Source organism: Bradyrhizobium genosp. SA-3 (assembly GCF_004212635.1).
Classification (GTDB): Bacteria; Pseudomonadota; Alphaproteobacteria; order Rhizobiales; family Xanthobacteraceae; genus Bradyrhizobium.
The window spans coordinates 1-22177 of record NZ_PSRT01000045.1; the positions used below are offsets into that span (position 1 = coordinate 1).

The window sequence follows — 22177 nt, forward strand, 5'->3', positions numbered from 1 at the left end:
GACTCCCCCCTCACCCCACCCTCTCCCCGCAAGCGGGGCGAGGGAGACGAGACATCCCATGCGCATCGCCCTCATCCACGCCCTCAAGCACTCCATCGCCCCGATCGAGGCGGCGTTCGCGCAGGCGTGGCCCGAGGCGCGGCTGATGAACCTGCTCGACGACAGCCTATCCGCGGATCTGGCGCGCGACGGCGCGCTCACCGATGCCATGACCGAGCGTTTCCTGGCGCTCGGCGATTACGCGGCGGCAACAGGGGCGGACGGGATCTTGTTCACCTGTTCGGCCTTCGGTCCCTGCATCGATGCGGTCGCGCGGGCGCATGCGCCGATGCCGGTGCTGAAGCCGAACGAGGCGATGATCGAGCGTGCGGTGACCATGGGTAAGCGGATCGGCCTGCTCTCGACCTTCCCGCCCACCCTGGTCTCGATGCCGCCGGAATTTCCTGCTTCCGTCCAAATCGTGCCGAAACTTGCCGAGGGCGCGCTGGCCGCTCTCGACCGCGGCGACCGTGCCACGCACGATCGCCTGATCGCAGAAGCATCGCACGATTTGCGCGATTGCGATGTCATCGCGCTGGCCCAGTTCAGCATCGCGGCGACGGCGCCGCTGGTCGCCGAGACCACCGGCCGCCCTGTCGTCACCACACCGGACAGCGCCGTCGACAAGCTGATGAGGCTGCTCGCGATGAAGACTTAGGCGCCGGCCTTCTTCCGGCGCCCCGCGTCCTTGATCGCGACCGCGAGCGCGGCCTTGGTTTCGCTCACGAAATCCTGGACGAGATCCTCGCGCGTGGCATGTGCGGCCTCGCCGGTGAACAGGCCCTGCTCGGCCAGCATCACCACGCCGTGAAGCGCCGCCCAGATCTTGAGGGCCTGCCGTTCGCGCAAATAGCCGACGGCAGGCACCTCCAGGGCCTCGATGACAAGCGCAAACGTCTCGCGCGTGGCCTCATGCAGCTCGCTGCCCTTGGCGGCGCAGGACACCGTGCGGGACGCGAACATCAGGCGATAGATGCCGTTGCGGCGCAATCCGAAGTCGAGCATTGCCTGCGCCAGCCGCGACAGCTTCGACTGCTCTGACGGTTTCGCCATCGCCGCCCGAAAGGTTGCACTGAGCTGCCGGAACGCCTCGGCTGTCACCGCCGCGAGCAAGGCCTCGCGGTCGGCAAAATGCCGGTATGGCGCCGGCTGCGAGACGCCGAGCTGCTTGGCCAAACCCTTGATGCTGATCGCCTCGGCGCCGCCGCGTTCCGCTTCGCGCAGCGCGGCCTTGATCAAGGCATCGCGAAGATCGCCATGGTGATAGGTCTTCTCGGGTTTGCGAGCGAGTTGTGAGCGCATATCACGGCGAGCCTATAAGTTTGCACTTGACAGGGGAAGCCTGCCGCGAATGTAATAGGATATAACTTAAGAACTCAGATGAGGAAACGCGCCGCCTTCGGGTCCTGCGCGCACACGACCGAGGAAGCCGCAATGACAGAGCGACTGAAGGTTCACGTCGATCCCGACAAATGCCAGGGCCATGCCCGCTGCAAGGCGCTCGCGCCGGAACTGTTCGAGCTCGACGAATACGGCAACGCTCATGAAGCCGGAGACGGCACCGTTCCGCCGGGACTGGAAGATAAGGCCTGGCTTGCCAAGTCCAATTGTCCGGAGATCGCAATCGACGTGATCGAGGAGTAGCGCGGTTTCCGCGCGTTGTGCGTGCCTTCAGCGAACACGAGCCCCTGGGGATTCCGAGATGTCCGACGTCAGCCAACCCGCCGCTCATCCGCCCGTGACCGACTGGGTCCATGATTTCGACCACACCGATCCGCAATGGACGGACGACCCCTTCCCGATCTGGGACGAATTGCGCGCCGCAAGCCCGGTCGTGCACACAGAACGCTTCCTCGGCTGCTATCTGCCGACGACCTATGCAGCCGTGCGCGAGATCGCCAACGACACCGAGCATTTCTCCTCCCGCCGCATCATCGTCCGCGACGTGCGCCCGGAGATCGCCAGGAATGCGGCCCCGCCGATCACCTCCGATCCGCCCGTGCACAAGCCGGCCAAGCAATTGCTGCTGCCGCCGTTCACGCCGGACGCGATGAAGAAGCTGGAGCCGAGGGTCCGCGCCATCTGCAACGAGCTGATCGACGACTTCATCACCGAGAAGAGCGTGGACGCCGCGGCGCGCTACACGAAGCACATTCCGGTGCGCGCGATCGCGCACATGCTCGGCATTCCCGAAAGCGACAGCGATCTTTTCGTCAACTGGATCCACATGATCCTGGAGCTCGGCATCAAGGACGAGACCAAGCTGCTCCAGGCCGTGCAGGAGATGAGCGCCTATTTCAGTGGCCACATCGAGGCGCGCAAGACGAAGCAGACCGATGACCTGATCTCCTACCTGATGAACGCCAGGGACAAGGACGGCAATCCGCTCGAGGATTCCCACGTGCTGGGCTCGCTGCGCCTGCTCCTGATCGCCGGCATCGACACCACTTGGAGCGCGATCGGTTCCTCGCTCTGGCATCTTGCGAAAACGCCGACCGATCGCGGACGGCTGATCGCCGAGCCCGGGTTGATTCCAACCGCGGTGGAAGAGCTGCTGCGCGCCTATTCCCCGGTGACGATGGCGCGCGAGGTGGTCAAGGACACATCTATTTCGGGCTGCCCGGTGAAGACGGGCAACATGGTGCTGCTGTCCTTCCCTGCCGCGAACCGCGATCCCAAAATGTTTCCGGACGCTGACAAAGTCGTGATCGATCGCCGCGAGAACCGCCACGCTGCCTTCGGCCTCGGCATCCATCGCTGCGTCGGTTCCAACCTTGCGCGCATGGAAATGCAGGTTGCGCTGGAGGAATGGCTGAAGCGGATTCCGGATTTCGCTCTCGACCCGGCAGGCACCGTAACCTGGTCGCAAGGCACGGTGAGAGGTCCCCGCCAGTTGCCATTTCTGCTTGGAAAGGCGATGTAGGCCTCTCCAAACAACGATACGGAGAGGCCGGACGTGACAGAGCAAGCAACCAACCCGGCCTCTGCGTATTTTGACCTCGCCGACGCCGAGCGGCGGATCAAGGCGATCTTCATCGGCTCGATCGGCAATCTCGTCGAGTGGTACGATTTCTACGCCTATACGGCGTTTGCGCTCTACTTCGCTCCCGCGTTCTTCCCCGGTAACGACCCCGTCGTCCAGCAATTGAACGTCGCCGTCGTATTCGCGGCGACCTTCCTGATGCGGCCCCTGGGCGGCTGGTTCTTCGGCTATATCGCCGACCATTTCGGCCGCCGCATCTCGCTGACGCTGTCCGTCGTGTTCATGTGCTTCGGCTCGCTGATCATCGCGCTGACGCCGACCTATGCCACGATCGGCTTTGCGGCACCGGTAATCCTGGCGCTCGCCCGCGTGATCGAGGGCTTGAGCCTCGGCGGCGAATATGGCGCCAGCGCCACTTACCTCAGCGAAGTCGCCGACCCCAAGCACCGCGGCTTCTATTCCAGCTTTCAGTACGTGACGCTGATCGGTGGCCAGCTCACCGCAATCATCGTGCTGCTGCTCCTGCAAAAGGTCTTCCTCACGCCGGGTGAGCTGAAGGACTGGGGTTGGCGTATCCCCTTCGCGATCGGCGCGGCGCTTGCGATCTTCGCCGCGGTGATGCGGCGCGGCCTGCACGAGACCGAGGCGTTCGAGGAGGCCAAGAAGGTGGTGAAGCCGACCGGATCGATCACCAACCTGCTGCGATATCCGCGCGAGCTCTTGCTGGTGGTCGGCCTCACCGCCGGCGGCACCGCCGCTTTCTATACATTCACCACCTACATGCAGACCTTCGTCAAGCTTTCGGTCGGGCTGACCGAGGACCAGACCACTTTCGTGATCTTCGGCACGTTGATTTTTGCGACCATCCTCCAGCCGATCTACGGCGCGATCTCCGACAGGATCGGACGCAAGCCGCTGCTGATCTTCTTCGGCGTCGCCGGCACGCTCGCGACCGTGCCGCTGCTGATGACGCTGAAGGAGACCAAGTCGCCCTTCGTCGCGTTCATCCTGATCTGCGCCGCCTGGCTGTTCGTCGCCGGCTACACCTCGATCAATGCGGTAGTGAAGGCCGAGCTGTTCCCGACCAATGTCCGCGCGCTCGGCGTCGGCCTGCCCTACGCCATTACGGTCTCGATCTTCGGCGGCACCGCGCCGGCGATCGCGCTCTATTTCAAGAGCATTGGGCACGAGGAATGGTTCTATTTCTATCTTGCCGGCATCATCTGCCTGTCTCTGATCATCTATGCTACCATGCGCGACACCAAGCACGCCTCCGCAATGCATCGGCATGAGTAGGCCATGGCTGACGACAACGAGCCGCCCGACAGCAAGCTGACGCGCACCAAGGAGAAATGGGCGCGCGAGGGCCGCTTCCTCACGGGGAAGATCACGCGGGCGGAGGACCAAAGGCTGCCGCCCGGCCAGCACCTCACCAAGGATTGGCCAGTGCTCGATCTCGGGGTCGTGCCGCCGGTATCGCGCGAGCGCTGGCGGCTCGACGTCTATGGCGCGGTCGATGCCCCCGTGTTCTGGACCTTCGACGAGTTTATCGCGCAGAGGCAGGCGCGGTTCACCTCCGATATCCACTGCGTGACGACCTGGTCGCGCTACGACAATGAGTGGGAAGGGCTCGCGACGCGCGAGCTGCTCGCGGCCTGCCAGCCGCGCGAGGATGCGCGCTTCGTCCTGCTGCATTCCTCTGACGGTTACACCACCAATCTCGCACTGGAGGACTTCGCCGCCGAGGACGCTCTGCTCGCCCATAGCTGGTCGGGTCAGCCGCTGTCGGCCGAGCATGGCGGACCAGTGCGGCTGGTCGTGCCGCATCTGTACTTTTGGAAGAGTGCCAAATGGCTCCAGGCCATCGAATTCCTGACTGAGGACGCGCCGGGCTTCTGGGAAGTCCGCGGCTATCATAACCGCGGCGATCCCTGGGCCGAGCAGCGCTATTCAGACGATTAGGTTCGAGCAAGAACGGGGGAAAGCCTATGCCGACGGAACGCTTTCAATTCACCGGTGAAGGCGGCCATCAGCTTTCGGCCGCGCTGGAACTGCCGGACGGTGAGCCCGCAGCTTTCGCGCTGTTCGCGCATTGCTTCACCTGCGGCAAGGATGCGCTGGCGGCCAAGCGCATCTCGGTTGCGCTCGCGGCCAAGGGCATTGCAGTGCTGCGGTTCGACTTCACCGGGCTCGGCTCCAGCGAGGGCGATTTCGCCAATTCCACCTTTTCGTCCAATGTGACCGATCTGGTGCGCGCCGCCGATCATCTGCGCGCAACGCGCAAGGCGCCGTCCATCCTGATCGGCCACAGCCTCGGCGGGGCCGCGGTCCTCGCGGCAGCAGGACAGATTCCCGAAGCCAAGGCGGTCGCGACCATCGCGGCGCCCTCCGATCCCGCCCACGTCACCGGACTGTTCAAAGAGCACATCAATAACATCCGCGCGCAGGGCGAGGTGGAAGTTTCGCTCGTGGGACGCCCGTTCCGGATCAGGCGCGAGTTCCTCGACGACATCGTCGAGCACGAACTGATGAAGGACATCACGGGGTTGCACAAGGCGCTGCTGGTGATGCACTCGCCGGTCGACGACACCGTCGGCATCGACAATGCGACGAAGATCTTCGTTGCTGCCAGGCATCCCAAGAGCTTCGTCTCCCTCGACCACGCCGACCATCTGCTGACGAAGCCTGCCGACGCTCTCTACGCGGCCGATGTGATCGCGGCCTGGGCCAGCCGCTACATCGACACCGCAAAGCCCGCGAAGGCGATGGATCTCCCCGAGACGCCGCGCCAAGTCGTGGTGCAGGAGACCCGCAAGAGCAAGTTCAACCAGATCATCTCGGTTGGTCCGCACCGTCTGGTGGCGGACGAGCCTGTGGCTGCCGGTGGCGAGGATGCCGGTCCCGGGCCCTATGATTTCCTGCTCGCAGGCCTCGGTGCCTGCACCTCGATGACCATGCGCCTCTATGCCGACCGCAAATCGTTGCCGCTCGACCGCGTCACCGTCACGCTGAAGCATTCCAAGATCTATGCCAAGGATTGTGCCGAGTGCGAAACGCGCGAGGGCATGCTCGATCAGATCGAGCGCGACATTGCGATGGAAGGCGCGCTCGATGCCGAGCAGCGCAAGAAATTGATGGAGATCGCCGACAAGTGCCCGGTGCACCGGACGCTGACATCGGAGATTCGCATCGTGACGAAGGCCGTGGAGTAATTCAAGCGGCCGGCGAACCTGCCCCGGTTGCCGCCTCGAAGGGTTGAACGCGCAACGCACCGCGCAGGCCCGCCGCCGTACCGAGCAGGATGCCGGTGACCGCGACGAATGAGCCCAGGGCCAGCGTCGACATGCCGGTGAGCCCCTGCCCGATCGAGCAGCCGAACGCCATCACGCCACCGATCCCCATCAACGCGGCGCCGCCGGCCGAACGCAGCATGTGTCGGGGCGAGGAATAGCCTTCGAGCTTGAAGCGGCCCGTGGCGAGCGCCGTGACCAGGCTTCCGGCAAAAACGCCGGCGACCGTCGCGATGCCGAAATTGAGTGTCAGGCCGGTTGAGAGCATGGCGTATTGCAGGCTATCGGCGATCGGCGCGATGAAGGTGAGCGAAGTCACCGGCACCGGATTGAAGTCGTCGGCGCCGAGAGAGCCGGTGACGAACCAGCCGGCGGCGACGAGCAGGCCGACGACGACGCCCGCGGCGATCTGGCCCGGCGAGCGACGAAATGCCGGATGCGCGAATGCAAACAGGATCAGCCCGACGACGAGCACGGCAGCGGCCAGCGCGCGCGAAAGAGCTTCAGCCGGGCCAAGCGTTGCCAACAGCGCCGGCAGCGAATTGGCGTTGACGGTGGTTTGCGAAGCCTGAACCAGTGCGATACGCGCCGGTGCAATCAGGCCCTTGAGCGTCACCTGGGCGGCAATCGCAAGCACGATCACGACGACGAAGGAACGGAGATTGCCGCGGCCGAGCAGCACCAGCGCCCGCGAGCCACAGCCGTTCGATAGCACCATGCCGTAACCGAACAGCAGGCCGCCGAGGAACAGCGCCGGCACCGAAAACGCCTGTTGCAGATAGATCGACTTGCCGAGATCGACCGTGCCGCTGCCCGCCAGCAACTGGCTGCCGGCCACTGCAACGGCAATCGCCAGCGCATAGGTGCGCACCAGCCGCCCGTCGCCCTTGTCCAGAAAACCACGCATGCTGCTCATCAGGCAAAAGCCGCTGTGCAGGCCGACGGCGCCGTAGATCAGGCCAATGACGAGGCCGGCGAGGATGACGAGTTGCGTGGATTCCATCGGTTGTTCTCAGAACTCTCGCCAATCTCCGTCATTGCGAGCCCAGCGAAGCAATCTAGTCTGTCTCCGCGGGTGCATTTCTGGATTGCTTCGCTGCGCTCGCAATGACGGTGTGTTACGGCTTCAGGATCACCCGGTCGCGCGACGAGCCAGCGACAGCGACATAAGCATCCCTGGCGCGCTCCAGCGGGTAGACGGCGCTCGCCTTGATCGGGAACGGTTTCAGATGCCCGTTTGCAAAGCCCGGACCGAGATCACGAAGCACCGCACCGGTCGCCGCCGACGAAAGGCCGAGCGTGTCGATACCGACATAGGTATGCTGGCCCCGGTAGAACTCGAGAATGTTGAACTGGACGATGCGGTCGATCGCGGCGATCAGGATCTGGCGGCCGCGCAGGGCAAGTGACTTGTGCGCCGCCGGGAAATAGGGATCGCCGACCGTGTTGAAGACGATGTCCGCGCCTTTGCCGCCAGTCAAATCGCGCACGCGCGTGGCGACATCGATCGTGGAAGCATCGATCAGCTCGACCGGCGCGTTGGTGTGGCCTTCATAGGCCTCCGCTTTGCGCACCACGCCGATCACGCGCGCGCCCTGCCAAGTCGCGATCTGCACCGCGGCCTGGCCGACCTTACCGTTGACACCGAAGACCAGAACGGTCTCGCCGGGTTTCGGCACGCCGGCGCGGCGAAAGCCTTCCATGGCCGTGACGAAGGGCACGCCGATGCCGGCAGCTTCCTCCCAGGACACCGTCTTCGGCTTCTCCACCACCGCATCGGCCTCGACGACGAGATGGGTTGCGTGGGTGCCGTCGCGGCGGATGCCGAGATCGCCGGAGGAGCCGAACACCTCGCGCCCGATCGTCCCGGCCGGCCCGTCGATCACCACGCCGGCGTAGTCACGGCCGGGCGTACGCGGGAAGACGGCATAAGGCATCAACCCCGTTGAGGCCTTGACGTCGGATGGATTGACCGCGGCAGCTTTCACCTCGATCAGGAGATCGTTCGGGCCAGGCGTGAGCGTCTGAGGCTCGACCACCGGCGCAAGTGCCGCGGCGTTCTCGGCCTTGGCATTGAGGCGGACGCAGCGCGCTTCGACGGTTTTGGTATCGGCTGGCGACATCGAAAGACCCGTGATTTCTTGCCGGCCTTGTCGCCTTTGGGGCCGGTCAAGTCAATCCGTCAAGTCAGTCCTTGGGCCGCTTGTCGTAGAGCCGCTTGGCCTTTCCGAGCGAGCGCTCCAGCGTGGCCGGCGCGACCACCCGAACCTTGGAGCTGATCCCGATCGTGTTCTTGATGTGGGTCGATACCCTGTCGGCGTGATCGACAAGCCCGCGGCCGTCCCAGCTTTCGGGTCGCGCTTCGGCGATGATGGTCAGCTCGTCCATGCGGCCTTCGCGGGTGAGTTCCAGGATGAAGTGGCCGCCGCACCAATCGGTCGCGAGCAACACCTCCTCGATCTGGGTCGGGAACAGATTGACCCCGCGCAGGATGATCATGTCATCCGAGCGCCCCGTTACCTTCTCCATGCGCCGCATGCCCGGCCGCGCCGTGCCCGGCAACAGCCGCGTCAGGTCGCGGGTGCGATAGCGGATCACCGGAAACGCCTCTTTGGTCAGCGAGGTGAAGACCAATTCGCCCTTCTCGCCGTCGGGCAGCACTGCGCCGGTCTCGGGGTCGATCACTTCAGGGTAGAAATGATCCTCCCAAATATGGAGCCCGTCCTTGGTCTCGATGCATTCCTGCGCCACGCCGGGGCCGATCACCTCGGAGAGACCATAGATGTCGGTCGCATCCATGTCGAAGGCGTCCTCGATCTCGCCGCGCATGGCGTTGGTCCAGGGCTCGGCGCCGAAGATGCCGACCTTGAGCGAGCATTGGCGCGGATCGAGCTTCTGACGCTTGAACTCGTCGAGGATCGCCAGCATGTAGCTCGGCGTCACCGTGATGATGTCGGGCCGGAAATCGTTGATGAGCTGCACCTGCCGCTCGGTCATGCCGCCGGAGATCGGCACCACGGTGCAGCCGAGCTTCTCGGCGCCGTAGTGGACACCGAGGCCGCCGGTGAAGAGACCATAGCCGTAGGCATTGTGAATGATCATGCCGGTGCGACCACCGGCGGCACGGATCGAGCGCGCCATCACGTTGGACCACGTGTCGATGTCGGCCTGCGTATAGCCCACGACGATCGGCTTACCCGTCGTGCCGGAGGAGGCATGCACGCGCACCAGTTTTTCACGCGGCACGGCGAACATGTTGAAAGGATAATTGTCGCGGAGGTCCGTCTTCACGGTGAACGGGAATTTTGCGAGATCCGCGAGCTCGCGAAAATCGGACGGATGCACGCCGGCCTTGTCGAAGGCGTTGCGGTAATGCGCGACGTTGTCATAGGCGTGCTTCAGCGACCAGGTCAGCCGCTGCTCTTGCAGCGCTATGATCTCGTCGCGCGAGGCGCGCTCCTGCGCGTCCATCTCGGCGCTATAGGTGTTGCCACCTTCCTTGCGTCTCGTCAGAGCCATCCTCGTTTCCCCACATTGTGGTTTGTTCTTTTCTTTGGTCTCTTATTGATCCTGCGCCGGCAGCCACGTGCCGGGAATGACACGCGAATGCCCGCGGAATTCCGCGATGACGGTATCACCTACAGTGACACGCACGTCGTAGATGCCGGAGCGGCCGCCACGGGTGATCTCTCTTGCCTTCGCAATCAGGCGGTCGCCGAGCTTGCCTGGCCTGATGAACGAGATCTGCCCCTGCGCCGCAACGACGCGCTCATTGTGCGAGTTGCAGGCAAATGCGAAGGCGGAATCGGCGAGCGTGAAGATGAAGCCGCCATGGGCGATGCGCTGGCCGTTGACCATGTCCGGCCGCACCAACATCGCCAGCGTCGCAAAGCCGGGGCCGATCTCGACGATCTCCATGCCGAGTCCCTTGGAGGCATCGTCCTCCGCCCACATTGCATCGGCGCAGGCGCGGGCAATATCCTCAGACGACAGGGCGGCTTTGACGTTCACGCGCTTCTCCCGGGCAAATGTCTATCCATCATGCTCTGCTGCTTGGCCAAAACTGTCAAACGTGGTCGTAATCGACCACGACCCGCTCCGACGACGGCTTCGCCTGACAGGTCAGGATAAAGCCGGCCTTCAGCTCCCAGGGTTCCAGCGAGTAGTTGATGTCCATCGGCGCCTCGCCCTCGACCAGCTTGGCGCGGCAGGTCGAGCACATGCCGCCCTTGCAGGCGAAGGGCAGATCGACGCCGGCGCGCAGCGCGGCATCGAGAATCGCCTCGTCCTCGGCAACAGGCACGTCGCGGCGCTTGCCGTCGATGATGAGGGACGCGACCGCCTTCGGCGGCGCGTCGGGCGCAACGGCCTTCTTCGGCCGCGGCTTGCCGCCGAATTCGGAGACGAAGCGCTCGACATGGATACGCGCTTCCGCGATCCCGAGGTCGCGGCAGGTCGCCTCGATGTCTTCGCTCATGCCCGATGGACCGCAGATGAAGACATGATCGACGCTTTCCGCCGGCACCAGTGAACGCAAGAGCACCCTCACCTTGTCGCCGTCGAGCCGACCATGCAGGATCGGGATATCCTGTTCCTCGCCGGAGATGACGTGGAAGATCGAGAGGCGGTCGATGAAGCGGTCCTTCAGCTCCTCCAACTCTTCGAGAAACATGATGTTGTCGGTGGCGCGGTTGCCGTAGAACAGAAAGAAGCGGCTGTCAGGCTCGCGCACGAGCGTGCCCTTCACGATCGAGAGAATGGGCGTGATGCCGGAGCCCGCGGCAAAACCGACATGGATGCGGCCGGTCTCCGCTGACGGGATCAGGCCGAAGCGCCCCGTCGGCGTCATCACGTCGAGCTCGTCGCCGCATTTCAGCTCGTCCGCCGCCCAGCTCGAAAACGCGCCGCCGTCGACCTTCTTCACGGCAATCCGGATCTCGCCGTCGTCAGGTCCGGAACAGATCGAATAGGAACGGCGCACCTCTTCGCCATCCAGTGTGGTGCGGAGCGTCAGGTACTGGCCGGGCGTGAAGGCGTAATCGCTGGCGAGTTCACCGGGAATGGCGAAGGTTATCGAGATGGCGTCGGAGGCCTCGCGGCGGAGGTCGTTGACGGCCAAGCGATGGAAGCGCGGTGCGACTGCTGACATCAGAGATACCCTACACTGGTCTCACCACCGTCATTGCGAGGAGCTCGCGACAAAATTGCGAAGCAATCTTGCGCAGATGCGACGAAGCAATCCAGATTATTTCCGCGGAGATAGTCTGGATTGCTTCGCTTCGCTCGCAATGACGATGGGGTTGGCATCGCACGTTTCTCAATGACACTTGAAATAGTCGAAGGGTTCACGGCAGGCCTTGCAGCGCCAGAGCGCCTTGCAAGAGGTCGAGCCGAACTCGGACAAGAGCTCGGTCTTGTCAGAGCCGCATTGTGGACACGCGACGGCCTGTCCGCCGAATAGCGCGCGGCGCGAGCTTGAGGCCTGCGGCGGCGCGATGCCGTAGGCGCGCAGCTTCCGGCGGCCCTCCTCGCTCATCCAATCCGTGGTCCAGGCCGGCGACAACACCGTGCGCACCTCCGGACGACGGAAGCCGGCGCGTTCCAGCGCGAGCTCGATTTCGAGTGCAATCATGTTCATGGCCGGGCAGCCCGAATAGGTCGGCGTGATCGCAACCTCGACGCGATCGCCATCCAGAACGACGTCACGGAGCACGCCGAGATCGGCGATGGTCAGCACCGGAATCTCGGGATCGACCACGCTCGCCGCGACATCCCAGGCCCGCCGGCGCAGCTCACTATCGCGTTCCAGCACCGTCACCATGTCAACCCCGGGAAGGTGCGCTGCATCGATTGCAGCTCGGACAGGAGATGACCGAGATGCTCGCTGTGCCGGCCAGAGCGGCCACCCTGCTGCATCCAGTCGTTCTGAGGCAGGACAAGTGTCGCCTCGCTGACGATATCAGACAACGTCGTCAACCAACGACCGCGCAAGCTCGCCGGATCGATGGCGATCTCGGCATGGATCAGGGCGCGCTCGCCCTCGTCCACGGCAAACATCTCGCCGGTAAAAGCCCAGAGATGATCGATCGCGGCCTGCGCCCGGCCGTGGCTTTCGTCCGTACCGTCGCCGAGCCGGATGATCCACTCGGAGGCATGGCGCAGATGATAGGCGCTCTCTTTCTCCGACTTGGCCGCAATGGCGGCAAGCGTCGTATCGCGCGAGGTCATCATCGCGCGCCAATAGAGGTCGGCGAAGGCGGAATAGAAGAACTGCCGCACCAGCGTCTGGGCGAAATCGCCGTTCGGTTGCTCGACCAGCAGCAGGTTACGGTATTGCCTGACGTCGCGCAGATAAGCGAGTTTGTCCTCGTCGTTGTCCGTGCCTTCGACCTTGGCGGCGTAAGTGTAGAGCTCGCGCGCCTGGCCGATGAGGTCGAGCGCGATGTTGGACAGCGCCATGTCCTCTTCCAGCATCGGCGCGTGCCCGCACCATTCCGACAACCGGTGGCCGAGGATCAGCGCATCATCGGCGCGGCGCAGCGCATAGAGCACCAGCGGCGTTTCGGAGACCTGGATGTTGGCGAAGGGCATCACATGTGCCCCACTTCTTCGGGCACCTCGTAGAATGTCGGGTGCCGGTAGATCTTCGACTCCGCCGGCTCGAACATCATACCCTTGTCGGCCGGATCGCTCGCGGTGATCGCGGTGGACGGCACGACCCAGATCGACAGGCCCTCGCCGCGACGGGTGTAGATGTCGCGGGCAGCCTGCAGCGCCATCGTCGCGTCGCCCGCATGCAGCGATCCGACATGCTTGTGCGCAAGCCCGTTGCGGCTGCGAATGAAGACTTCCCACAGCGGCGTGTTCGGCGTGGCCATCGTGATCTCCCTATTCCGCGGCTTGTGCGGTGTGACGCTGCGCGCGCTTTGCCGCGTAAGCGGCTGCCGCCTCGCGCACCCAGGTGCCCTCCTCGTGCGCTTTGCGGCGCGCGGACATGCGGTCGCGATTGCAGGGGCCGTTGCCGGCGAGCACCTGCTTGAATTCGGTCCAATCGATCTCGCTGTACCGCCAGTGCCCGTCCGCATCCTGGGTCATGGCAGGATCGGGAATGGTGAGGCCGAGATATTGCGCCTGCGGCACGGTGGCATCGACGAATTTCTGGCGCAGCTCGTCATTGGAGAAGCGCTTGATCTTCCACTTCGTCGAGGTGTCGCTGTGCTGGCTCGTGGCATCCGGCGGGCCGAACATCATCAGCACCGGCCACCACCAGCGGTCCAACGCATCCTGCGCCATTGCCTTCTGCGCCTCCGAGCCGCGGCACAGCGTCAGCATGATCTCGTAACCCTGGCGCTGGTGAAAGGACTCCTCCTTGCAGACGCGGATCATCGCGCGCGCATAGGGGCCGTAGGAGCAGCGGCACAGCGGGATCTGGTTCATGATCGCGGCGCCGTCGACCAGCCAGCCGATGGTGCCGATGTCGGCCCAGGTCAGCGTCGGATAATTGAAGATCGAGGAGTATTTGGCTTTCCCCGCGAGCATGGCGTCGACCAGCTCTTCGCGCGAGGTCCCTAACGTCTCGGCGGCGGCATAGAGATAGAGCCCGTGGCCGCATTCGTCCTGCACCTTGGCGAGCAGCGCGGCCTTGCGGCGCAGCGTCGGCGCGCGGGTGATCCAGTTGCCCTCCGGCAGCATGCCGACGATCTCGGAATGGGCGTGCTGGGAGATCTGGCGGGTGAGCGTCTTGCGGTAGGCCGCCGGCATCCAGTCGTTCGGCTCGATACGCTCCTCGGCATCGATGCGGGCCTGGAATTGCGCAGCCCTGGCCGCGTCCTCAAGACCGCGATCGTCGGTCTCGGCCGTGTTCAGCGCCTGAGTGTACATGCGCATCCTCCCGATTTGTTGGGAGGAAATATATAACAGAATTTATTTCATGCAAGATATTTCTGTAACATATAGATCAGGCGCCGAACCTCCGTTCCAGAAGCTTCCGCGCCGCCGGCAAGGGTCCCCTCTCGTTGGTTCCATGGCTGTCGAGCCATTGCTCCGACGGAGCCAGCAGTGCGCGATAGATCTCGCCGCAAAGCGCACGCGCTGCCCTGCCCGGCCAATCCGCCGGCAGCAGGCTTTCGGGCAACAGCGGATCGCGCAGCACGACGCGGCGGTAATAGTGGATCAGGAGGATGCGCGCGGTGAAGGCGTCAGTCTCGGATAGGTCTGTGCCGCGCGCGATCGCGGCACGGAGCGGCTCGAACGTCTTCATGAATTTCAGATAGGCATCCGCAGTGCGGTCCAGCGGCCAGCTCGCGCTGAGCAGGCGGCGGCCGCTGTCATCCTCCGCCGAGACTTCAAGACGGATCGCGCCCACGGCCTCGTCGGGCACCGGTACGCCCGACGGCGCGACCCATACGCCCGGCAGCGGAGTACCGAAGCCGGCATTGCGAAGCGCCTCGCGCGAGGCGTCGCGGTCCTCGCCGTTGCCGATCAGGAGCAGCTCGAAGCGCCCGGTCCAGTCGGACGGCGGCGGATCGTAGATGTGGCGCGTCGCGGACTCGAAAGTCTGGCGTCCCTTTTCGGCCAGCCGATAGAAGCTGTTGCGACCGACCTTTTCGCGCGACAGCCAGCCGTCCGCCGCGAGGCGCGACATCGCGGTGCGCACCACGCCGCTGTCGATGTCGAGGCTTTCGAAAAATTCCAACAGCGTGCCGAGCCACACCACACCGCCGCGCGGCACGATGGCGTCACCGAACACGGTGATGACGATGGAGCCGGTGCGCGACGGCTCGCGCTTGAGCTGGTCGATGATGCGGGACAACGGATGCGCCATGCGCGAGGCATAGCGCGTTTGGTGCGGGCGCGACAATGGACGGAGCGACGAGGCCTCTTCTCCTTCTCCCCGCTTGCGGGGAGAAGGTCGGGATGAGGGGGAGTTTCCGCAAGGTCAGTGAGAGTTGGACTTGCGGAGAATCCCCCTCACCCGGATCGCATCTTCGATCCGACCTCTCCCCGCAAGCGGGGAGAGGCGAAGGAAGCGAGCTACCTGTGCGGATCGGGATAGGCCAGGCTGCGCCAGCCGCTGCGGTCGAACGGCCGCCACTGGCCTTCTTTCTGCGCGAGGCGGTCGGCGACCGCATAGACCACGGCGGGATGATGACCCATGCCGCAATGGCTGCTTTCGACCTCGATGCTCTCGGTCTGCGCTCCCGATTTCTCCATGCAGCCCTGCCAGGCGCAGACGCCGTCGGTACGGCTGAAGATGGCTGTGGTCGGCACCGGCGGCGGGACGGCGAGTTCGCCGCCGAAATGCGGATCGACCTCGTCGGCCTTGCGCCCGCTCGCCCATTCATAGACGCGCCAGGCATTGGTCGAGCTCGGATTGCCGGCAAAGGGGCTGCCGAGCGTGATCACCTGGCGTATGCGCTCCGGCATCATCTTGGCGAGCTGGCGCGCATAGAGGCCGCCGAGGCTCCAGCCGACCAGGCTGATCTTGCGGCCATGGCTGTCGCTGAGCTCCTGAACCAGATCGACCATCGCGTGCTGGACGCCGGGACGCAGGCCGTAGTTGCGACCCTGGCGCCAGCCGCTCACCGCATAGCCCTTGCTGGTCAGAAACGCGCGCAGCGCGCGCGTGGACGCATCGGAGGCCACGAGGCCCGGCAGCACCAGCACCGGATGCCCATCGCCGCGGGGCGCGAGGCTCAGCAGCGGCAGCGCGCCGAGGAATGCGCCGAACTCATGGATCGCGCGCCCCTCCAGAAACATCAGGGTGCGGGACGGCGGACGCAGCGTCTGGGCAGTAGCGGTCATCAATGTTTCCCCTGGGAGAATCCTGGAAAGGCCGCCGGCTGCGATGCCGGCAAATGGGCATGAATTCCAATACGCCGGCTTCTTGAACGTTCCGCAGCGCAGCATGAATCAGCTAGGCGGCCGGTTCTCGACATTCAAGCGGGAGAGCTGCGGGCCGACAATAGGCCCGCGCGTTAATGCTAACGGCCGTGACGCAAAAGTCACAACAATCGGAGCAGGAATTCTACGGAGTAGAGCGCAAGTCCCGCGAGGCCGCCGATCAGCGAACCGTTGAAGCGGATGTATTGCAGGTCGCGTCCGATGTTGATCTCGATCAGCGAAATCAACTGCGTCATATTCCACGCCTTGACCTGGTCGGAGATGAAAGTCGAAACACCGCCCTTCTGATCGGCGACGACGCTGCGCAGCACGGTCACCAGACCCTTGTTGATCTCCCCGCGCAGTTCGGCATCGCCGGCGAGCGCTTCGCCCGCGGCGACGAACATGCCGGCGAGATGATGCTGGAGCACTTGCGTCTCGCCGCTTGCGCTGCGCTCGATGAAGGAGCGCGTGTTGGCCCAGACGGTGCGGGCGAGATCGGCAAGCTCGGGCCGCGCCAGCAGATCGCGCTTCAGGCCGTCGATGCGGTCGATATAGGCCCGGTCGGTGCCGAGTTGGTCGACGAAGTTCAACACCATCCGATCGAACTCGCCGCGGAACGGATGTTTGGGGTCGCTGCGCACTTCATTGAAGAAAGCGGTGGCGGACGCCACGATCTTGTTCACCAAAAACTTGTCGGCGCGATAGAGCCGCAGCAACGTCGGCAATTCCGCGCGCACCTTCTCGCGGATCATCGCCATCGTCTCCTTCTGATTCAGCGTGTCGTGCATCACGCGCAGGAGATCGTCGAACAGAATCTGGTGCCGCCCTTCCGCCACGAAGCCGCGCAGCGTGCCCGCGGCGAGCGGCGCAAGGTTGATCGCCTGGAGCTGGGAGGACATGCGGCGGATGATGAAGGCCATCAGGCCCGAACTTTCCGTCGCTGAGAACGCCTCCGGCAGCAGGCGCAGCGCAAAGCGCGCGAGATCGTCGCTGCGCTTGCGATCACGCAGCCAGTCGGCGACGAAGGAGCCGAAATCGATTTCCTTCAGCTTGGCCTCGACGGGACCTGCCTCGAGGAAATGCACCTGGATGAACTCGCCGAGCTTGTCGGCGATGCGGGCCTGGTTGCTCTGGATGATCGCGGTATGCGGGATCGGCAGGCCGAGCGGCCGTTTGAAGAGCGCGACCACGGCATACCAGTCGGCGAGCCCGCCAATGGTGGCGGCTTCCGCGAAGGCTGCGATGAAGCCGAACACGGGATGCACGTTCAGCAGGAGTTTTGCGACAGTGAACAGAGCGAGTGTCGAGGCCAACACCAGGGTCGCGAGCGCTTTCACGCGCCGCAGCTCCGCCGCGCGTTCGGCGTCACCGCGGGTATCGAAGAGATAGGTGCCTGATGAACCCATGACTGCATCACCCTACCCGTCATTGCGAGCGAAGCGAAGCAATCCAGAATCTTTCCGCGGAGAGACTCTGGATTGCTTCGTCGCAAGGGCTCCTCGCAATGAGGGCGGCGCAAAAAACAAAGGCCCGCCGAAGCGGGCCTCAAATTCAGTTTGTCGTCGGGCGCCGTATCACGCGGTCTTGTTGTAGACCTTGGCGAAATTGTCCTGAGCGGACTTCGCGCCGTTGGCGGCGAGCTTGCCGAAATAGTCGGCGGTCGCCTTGGCACGCGAGACGAACACTTCACCGCGGGCGCGGAGCAGGCTCGACTGGATCTCGACGGCCTCGCTGATCGACTTGGCGGACGCGAGCTTGTCGATGCCCGAGAAGAACGCCTCGGCGTCCTCATAGATCGCCTGCTGGATGTTGCGGCTGATCTTGCCGGCCTCGGCGACGGATTCGGTCACCGCGTTCTCGACGGCGGCGGTCACCCGCTCGGAGCCGGCGAAAGCTTCGGCAGCACGGTCCTTGGCGGTGTTGGCGGTCTTCTTGACGAACTCGCGGGCAGCCTCGGGAACTTCCAGATTCTGGATGTTCTTGAAAGCGTCCTTGAAGCCCTCGAAGGCGGTGTTGGTTTCAGTGGTCATGGGGTTCTCTCCATCCTCATTGGTCTGAGCTATGGGCTCACCCCGTCCGCAATTGGCCCGGGGCACGGCTTATATGGCATCGTTAATTGTGCGATGCAATATTCATATTGCATTGCGATATCACGAAATCGTGAACAGCCTTAACAAGAGGCGCCACACTGCCCTAGTTAGAGGCCGTCTCGGACGAATTAGGTCCGTACCGGCCCGATCTTCGCCTTAATGCTGGACCGCGCCTGGCAATCCATAGGCCTCCATCTGAGCCTGAACCTGCGCGATGTTGTGCCCAAGCACCACGATGTCATGGGTCTTGCCGCCGATATCCCGCACGTGGTCGCGCAGCAGCGCCTCGGCCTTGAAGCCGAGGCCTTCGAACAGGGCGATCGCCGCCCGCTGGTCGACTGTCATCTGCACCGAGAGCTTTTCCAGGCCAGCACCGAGCGCAAGTGCAAAGGTCTCCTGTGAGAGCGCCTTCCCCACACCCTGCCCGCGCACGTCGGACGAGACCACCATGCGGATCTCGCCGACATGGGGCGACCAGGAATGCGGATCGCGCACCAGCGTGCCGCAGCCGACGACATTGCCGTCCCTCACCGCGAGCAGGCTCTGAATGGCGCCGCGCTCGATCTCCTTGACCCAGGCGGAAAGCACCTTCGGCTCGCTGATATTGCGTGGCAGGAACAACAGATCGTGGGATGGAAGACCTTGGCCGAAGGCGAGCACCGCGGCTTCGTCTCCGGGCGCCATCCGGCGGATCTCGATATCACCCGCATCGGTCTTGATGTGACGCGGATAGGAACGCTGCTCACTCATGTCGATCTCTTTCCCAGCCAGGAGTCCAGTTTCGGCCACAGCCGCTTCACCGCGTTGGCACCGGCGACCAGCGAGACGTGGCCGCCCTTCAACATCACCTCTTCCTTGTCCTCGGACCCGATCTTCGCGATCAGGTGCTTTGCGGCGTCATACGGCACGATGTGATCGTGCTCCGCGACCGCATGCAGGATCGGCACCTTGATGTTTTCGAGCTTCGCCGCACGGCCGCCGACCGACATGGTGTCGTTGTACAGCTTGTTGTCCCACATCAGGTCCTTGGTGATGGCGCGGAAATACTCGCCCGCCAGCGGCAGCGTGTCGGTCGCCCAACGGTCGAACATGCGGTAAGACTTGACGAACTCGTCATTCCAGATGTTTTCCCAGAGCTGGATCTGGCTCACCGGGCGCGAGGCCGGACGCAGCATCTCGAACGAAGACAAGATCATCTCCGGCGGCACGTTGCCGACGCTATCGACGAGATGATCGACGTCGAAATAGCGGCGGTCGGAGAAATTCGAAAACAGCTTCATCTCGCGGAAATCGATCGGCGTGGTGAAGCAGATCAGATTCTTCATCGGCCCATCCTTGTGGATCGAACCGTAGAGCAGCGACAGCACGCCACCGAAGCAATAGCCGATGATGGAAACGTCCTGCTCGCCGGAATCAGCTTGCACGCGGCGGACGCAGTCCGGGATGAAATCGAGGACATAGTCCTCCATCCGCAGGTTCTTTTCCTCTGGCCGCGGTGCGGTCCAATCGAGCATGTAAACGTCGTAACCGCGCTTGAGCAGGAACTCGATAAAACTCTGGCCGGGCACGAGGTCGAGGATGTAGCCGCGGTTGGTGGTCGCCATCACGATCAGCACCGGCACGCGGTAGATCTCGTCCGACATTGGTCGGTAGTGATAGAGGCTCATCGTGCCGCGCGAATGCAGCACGTCCTTCGGTGTCGAGCCGAGCGTGGGGCCGGAGGTCGAGAAATATTCGACGCCTTTGATACTGCGCTGAATCGCGCGCTGCACCTCGGTCTGGATGCGCTCCGGGATAGATGCGAAATCAAGTCCCGTCGGCGCGTTCATTTCTGCTCTCCGGTTTCGGAGGGCGGACGCTTCGTCCGCGGCGGCCGTGGCGTCCCATCGGAGTCTCGCGAGATGCCCGAACTTGCCGCCATCTGGCTCAGCATCGACTTCATCTCGCCGAGCTGGGCTTCGATGGACTGGAGCCGCTCCGCAAGACCTGTCACCTGCTCCCGGCTCGGCAGGTTCATTGCAACAAAGTATTTCTCCATGAGCTCGCCGAGCTGCTTCTGAGCACCTGCAGCAACTCCTCCCGCACGGTTCATCGCCTGTGAAAACTCAGGCGACGACATGGCCTGGTTGGCGAAGGCGTTGAACCCCTTCTCCATCTCGCCCACCATCTTCTGCCACATGGCGACGGGGTCGTTGGTCTTGTCGGTCATCGGCGTCCTCCTGCTATCGAGAGCTTCGACGCCCTTCTTTTTGGCCATACCACACCGTTGCGAAGGGCCGGTCAACCGGCAAGCGGCCCGGTGCGCACACACGCGGCTTCTTTGCCGCGGGAAACCGTGCAATACAGCATTGGTCAGCAGCAAGGGATCGCGACCGTGAACGTCCATCAGCCGCCCCAGACCGTCCGCGCCAACGGCATCGACATCTGTTACGAGGTTTTCGGCAACGACAACGCCGAGCCGCTGCTGCTGATCATGGGGCTCGGGGCACAGATGATCCATTGGGACGATGCGTTCTGCGAACAGCTCGCCGCGCGCGGCTTTCGCGTGATCCGCTTCGACAATCGCGATATCGGGAAGTCGAGCCATCTGACGGGCGGAAAACGCTTGACGCCGCTCGAGCTGCTGAAGCTGCGCTTCCTCAGGATTCCCGTGGCCGCCACCTACAAGCTGATCGACATGGCCAGGGACACGGTCGGGCTGATGGATGCGCTCCGCATCAAGTCGGCGCATCTGGTCGGCGCCTCGATGGGCGGCATGATCGCGCAGGAAGTGACGCTGTCGTTCCCCGAGCGCGTGCGTTCGCTGACCTCGATCATGTCAACGACAGGCAATCCGCGCGTGCCGCCGCCGACACGCGAGGCGGCCGCCATGCTGATGGCGCCGCCGCCGCGCAGCAGGGAAGAGTTCATCGTCCGCTACGGCCAGACCTGGAAGGTGCTGCGCGCCGGCTCCTTTCCGGAAGAGGAAGCGCTCGATCCTGGTCGTGCCGAGCGCGTGTTCGCGCGCGGGCTCAATCCGGCCGGCGTTGGCCGGCAACTCCGCGCCGTGCTCGCCTCCGGCAGCCGCAAGGAGCGGCTGCATGGGGTGAAGACGCCGACGCTGGTCATCCACGGCACCGTCGATCCCCTGGTCCATCCCGAAGGCGGCAAGGACACGGCAGCGTCAATTCCAGGCGCCAAGCTATTGATGATCGAGGGCATGGGCCACGCGCTGCCGATGCGGTTCTGGCCGGAGATCATCGGCGCCATCGACAAGCACGCGCATGGGGCGGCGGCGCAGGCTGCGTAGGCTGGCGCGATCGGTCTCCTGATGGTGACCATGTGAGCTACCGGTTACCGTCTTAACGCGAGCCGGCGCGAAAGCTATACATGCCCCTCAATCGCAAGAACGGGCTGCGGCCTCTCGGAGTTCACATGCATCTCAGCGTTCGGTCGGCCGCTATCGTCACCATGTCAGTTCTCACGCTCTCCCTTGCAGGCGGCGCCGCGATTGCCGGTAGCGCGCAAGAAGAAGCCAATCGCAAAACCGTGCTGGCCTTCTACGAGAAGGGGCTCAATCAGAAGGACGCTGATGCGGCCCTCACCGATGTCGGCGACCGCTACGTCCAGCACAATCCAAACGCGGCCGATGGACCGGACGGCTTCCGAAAATTCATCGGCTTCCTGCGCGAAAAGTTTCCGAACTCGCATAGCGAGATCAAGCGCAGCTTCGTGGATGGCGACTTTGTGATACTACACGTTCACTCCGTTCGCGAGCCCGGCAGCAAGGGGCGCGCGATCGTGGATATCTTCAAGCTGGAAAACGGCAAGATCGTCGAACACTGGGACGTCGTTCAGGACATTCCTGAAAATCCCGCAAACGGCAACACGATGTTCTGACGGATAGAACC

At 63.8% G+C, this 22177-nt stretch carries 25 protein-coding genes; 8 read left to right on the forward strand and 17 right to left on the reverse strand.

Annotated features, from left to right (window positions below; translation table 11 throughout):
• Positions 1-58: 58 nt before the first annotated feature.
• Positions 59-697, forward strand: a complete 639-nt coding sequence (locus CWO91_RS17425) for an aspartate/glutamate racemase family protein (RefSeq protein WP_130214724.1) — start codon at positions 59-61, stop codon at positions 695-697.
• Here the strand turns inward: CWO91_RS17425 and CWO91_RS17430 are convergent.
• Entirely contained in the window at positions 694-1341 is a 648-nt protein-coding gene (locus CWO91_RS17430) for a TetR/AcrR family transcriptional regulator (RefSeq protein ID WP_130214726.1), read from the reverse strand. The two genes, CWO91_RS17425 and CWO91_RS17430, sit on opposite strands and share 4 nt — an antisense overlap.
• A 132-nt stretch (positions 1342-1473) precedes the next feature.
• Between CWO91_RS17430 and CWO91_RS17435 the strand changes: the two genes are divergently transcribed.
• Genes CWO91_RS17435 through CWO91_RS17455 form a run of 5 tightly spaced genes read left to right on the forward strand, consistent with a single transcriptional unit; the run spans position 1474 to position 6234 of the window.
• Positions 1474-1683, forward strand: coding sequence for a ferredoxin (locus CWO91_RS17435; RefSeq protein ID WP_060911080.1), 210 nt, complete (start codon positions 1474-1476; stop codon positions 1681-1683).
• 58 nt (positions 1684-1741) lie between these two features.
• Entirely contained in the window at positions 1742-2962 is a 1221-nt protein-coding gene (locus CWO91_RS17440) for a cytochrome P450 (RefSeq protein WP_130214728.1), read from the forward strand.
• A 33-nt stretch (positions 2963-2995) separates the two neighbouring features.
• Positions 2996-4318 carry an MFS transporter gene (locus CWO91_RS17445; RefSeq protein ID WP_130214729.1) on the forward strand — a complete coding sequence of 441 codons (1323 nt, stop codon included), beginning with the start codon at positions 2996-2998 and terminating at the stop codon, positions 4316-4318.
• 3 nt (positions 4319-4321) lie between these two features.
• On the forward strand, positions 4322-4984 hold the full coding sequence (locus CWO91_RS17450; RefSeq protein ID WP_130214731.1) for a sulfite oxidase-like oxidoreductase: 663 nt from the start codon (positions 4322-4324) through the stop codon (positions 4982-4984).
• Positions 4985-5010: 26 nt separating this feature from the next.
• A complete protein-coding gene (locus CWO91_RS17455; protein ID WP_130214733.1) occupies positions 5011-6234 on the forward strand; it encodes a bifunctional alpha/beta hydrolase/OsmC family protein in 1224 nt (407 codons plus the stop codon).
• A gap of 1 nt (position 6235) precedes the next feature.
• Here the strand turns inward: CWO91_RS17455 and CWO91_RS17460 are convergent, their stop codons facing one another.
• The 16 genes from CWO91_RS17460 to CWO91_RS17540 form a co-directional block, all read right to left on the reverse strand.
• Positions 6236-7315 carry a YeeE/YedE family protein gene (locus CWO91_RS17460; protein WP_130214735.1) on the reverse strand — a complete coding sequence of 360 codons (1080 nt, stop codon included), beginning with the start codon at positions 7313-7315 and terminating at the stop codon, positions 6236-6238.
• A 115-nt stretch (positions 7316-7430) separates the two neighbouring features.
• Complete coding sequence (locus tag CWO91_RS17465; RefSeq protein ID WP_130214736.1) at positions 7431-8435, reverse strand: quinone oxidoreductase family protein; 1005 nt, start codon at positions 8433-8435, stop codon at positions 7431-7433.
• 64 nt (positions 8436-8499) lie between these two features.
• Positions 8500-9831, reverse strand: a complete 1332-nt coding sequence (gene paaK, locus CWO91_RS17470; RefSeq protein WP_130214738.1) for a phenylacetate--CoA ligase PaaK — start codon at positions 9829-9831, stop codon at positions 8500-8502.
• Between the two features lie 42 nt (positions 9832-9873).
• Positions 9874-10323 carry a hydroxyphenylacetyl-CoA thioesterase PaaI gene (gene paaI, locus CWO91_RS17475; protein ID WP_130214740.1) on the reverse strand — a complete coding sequence of 150 codons (450 nt, stop codon included), beginning with the start codon at positions 10321-10323 and terminating at the stop codon, positions 9874-9876.
• Positions 10324-10378: 55 nt separating this feature from the next.
• Positions 10379-11461, reverse strand: coding sequence for a 1,2-phenylacetyl-CoA epoxidase subunit PaaE (gene paaE / locus CWO91_RS17480; RefSeq protein WP_130214742.1), 1083 nt, complete (start codon positions 11459-11461; stop codon positions 10379-10381).
• 168 nt (positions 11462-11629) lie between these two features.
• On the reverse strand, positions 11630-12133 hold the full coding sequence (gene paaD / locus CWO91_RS17485) for a 1,2-phenylacetyl-CoA epoxidase subunit PaaD (RefSeq protein ID WP_130214744.1): 504 nt from the start codon (positions 12131-12133) through the stop codon (positions 11630-11632).
• Positions 12127-12903 carry a 1,2-phenylacetyl-CoA epoxidase subunit PaaC gene (gene paaC / locus CWO91_RS17490; RefSeq protein WP_165405514.1) on the reverse strand — a complete coding sequence of 259 codons (777 nt, stop codon included), beginning with the start codon at positions 12901-12903 and terminating at the stop codon, positions 12127-12129. The genes paaD and paaC overlap by 7 nt, the downstream gene beginning before the upstream one ends.
• Positions 12903-13190: a 1,2-phenylacetyl-CoA epoxidase subunit PaaB gene (gene paaB, locus CWO91_RS17495; protein WP_130214747.1), complete on the reverse strand. Its 288-nt coding sequence runs from the start codon at positions 13188-13190 to the stop codon at positions 12903-12905. Before paaB ends, paaC begins: the two co-directional genes overlap by 1 nt.
• Positions 13191-13200: 10 nt before the next feature.
• Positions 13201-14193, reverse strand: coding sequence for a 1,2-phenylacetyl-CoA epoxidase subunit PaaA (paaA, locus tag CWO91_RS17500; RefSeq protein WP_165405515.1), 993 nt, complete (start codon positions 14191-14193; stop codon positions 13201-13203).
• A gap of 76 nt (positions 14194-14269) precedes the next feature.
• Positions 14270-15136: a phenylacetic acid degradation operon negative regulatory protein PaaX gene (gene paaX, locus CWO91_RS17505; RefSeq protein WP_130214751.1), complete on the reverse strand. Its 867-nt coding sequence runs from the start codon at positions 15134-15136 to the stop codon at positions 14270-14272.
• Between the two features lie 209 nt (positions 15137-15345).
• Positions 15346-16116 (reverse strand): lipase family alpha/beta hydrolase, encoded by a 771-nt coding sequence (locus CWO91_RS17510; protein WP_165405516.1) that lies wholly within the window; start codon positions 16114-16116, stop codon positions 15346-15348.
• 200 nt (positions 16117-16316) lie between these two features.
• Positions 16317-17603 carry a DUF445 domain-containing protein gene (locus tag CWO91_RS17515; RefSeq protein WP_130214755.1) on the reverse strand — a complete coding sequence of 429 codons (1287 nt, stop codon included), beginning with the start codon at positions 17601-17603 and terminating at the stop codon, positions 16317-16319.
• A gap of 168 nt (positions 17604-17771) precedes the next feature.
• Positions 17772-18227: a phasin gene (locus tag CWO91_RS17525; RefSeq protein ID WP_130214759.1), complete on the reverse strand. Its 456-nt coding sequence runs from the start codon at positions 18225-18227 to the stop codon at positions 17772-17774.
• Positions 18228-18443: 216 nt separating this feature from the next.
• Positions 18444-19037: a GNAT family N-acetyltransferase gene (locus tag CWO91_RS17530; RefSeq protein ID WP_165405517.1), complete on the reverse strand. Its 594-nt coding sequence runs from the start codon at positions 19035-19037 to the stop codon at positions 18444-18446.
• Positions 19034-20116 carry a PHA/PHB synthase family protein gene (locus tag CWO91_RS17535; RefSeq protein ID WP_130214763.1) on the reverse strand — a complete coding sequence of 361 codons (1083 nt, stop codon included), beginning with the start codon at positions 20114-20116 and terminating at the stop codon, positions 19034-19036. The genes CWO91_RS17530 and CWO91_RS17535 overlap by 4 nt, the downstream gene beginning before the upstream one ends.
• Positions 20113-20496, reverse strand: coding sequence for a hypothetical protein (locus tag CWO91_RS17540; RefSeq protein WP_130214765.1), 384 nt, complete (start codon positions 20494-20496; stop codon positions 20113-20115). Before CWO91_RS17540 ends, CWO91_RS17535 begins: the two co-directional genes overlap by 4 nt.
• A gap of 165 nt (positions 20497-20661) precedes the next feature.
• Between CWO91_RS17540 and CWO91_RS17545 the strand changes: the two genes are divergently transcribed.
• On the forward strand, positions 20662-21576 hold the full coding sequence (locus CWO91_RS17545; protein WP_130214767.1) for an alpha/beta fold hydrolase: 915 nt from the start codon (positions 20662-20664) through the stop codon (positions 21574-21576).
• Between the two features lie 125 nt (positions 21577-21701).
• Entirely contained in the window at positions 21702-22166 is a 465-nt protein-coding gene (locus CWO91_RS17550) for a nuclear transport factor 2 family protein (protein ID WP_130214769.1), read from the forward strand.
• Positions 22167-22177 lie beyond the last annotated feature (11 nt).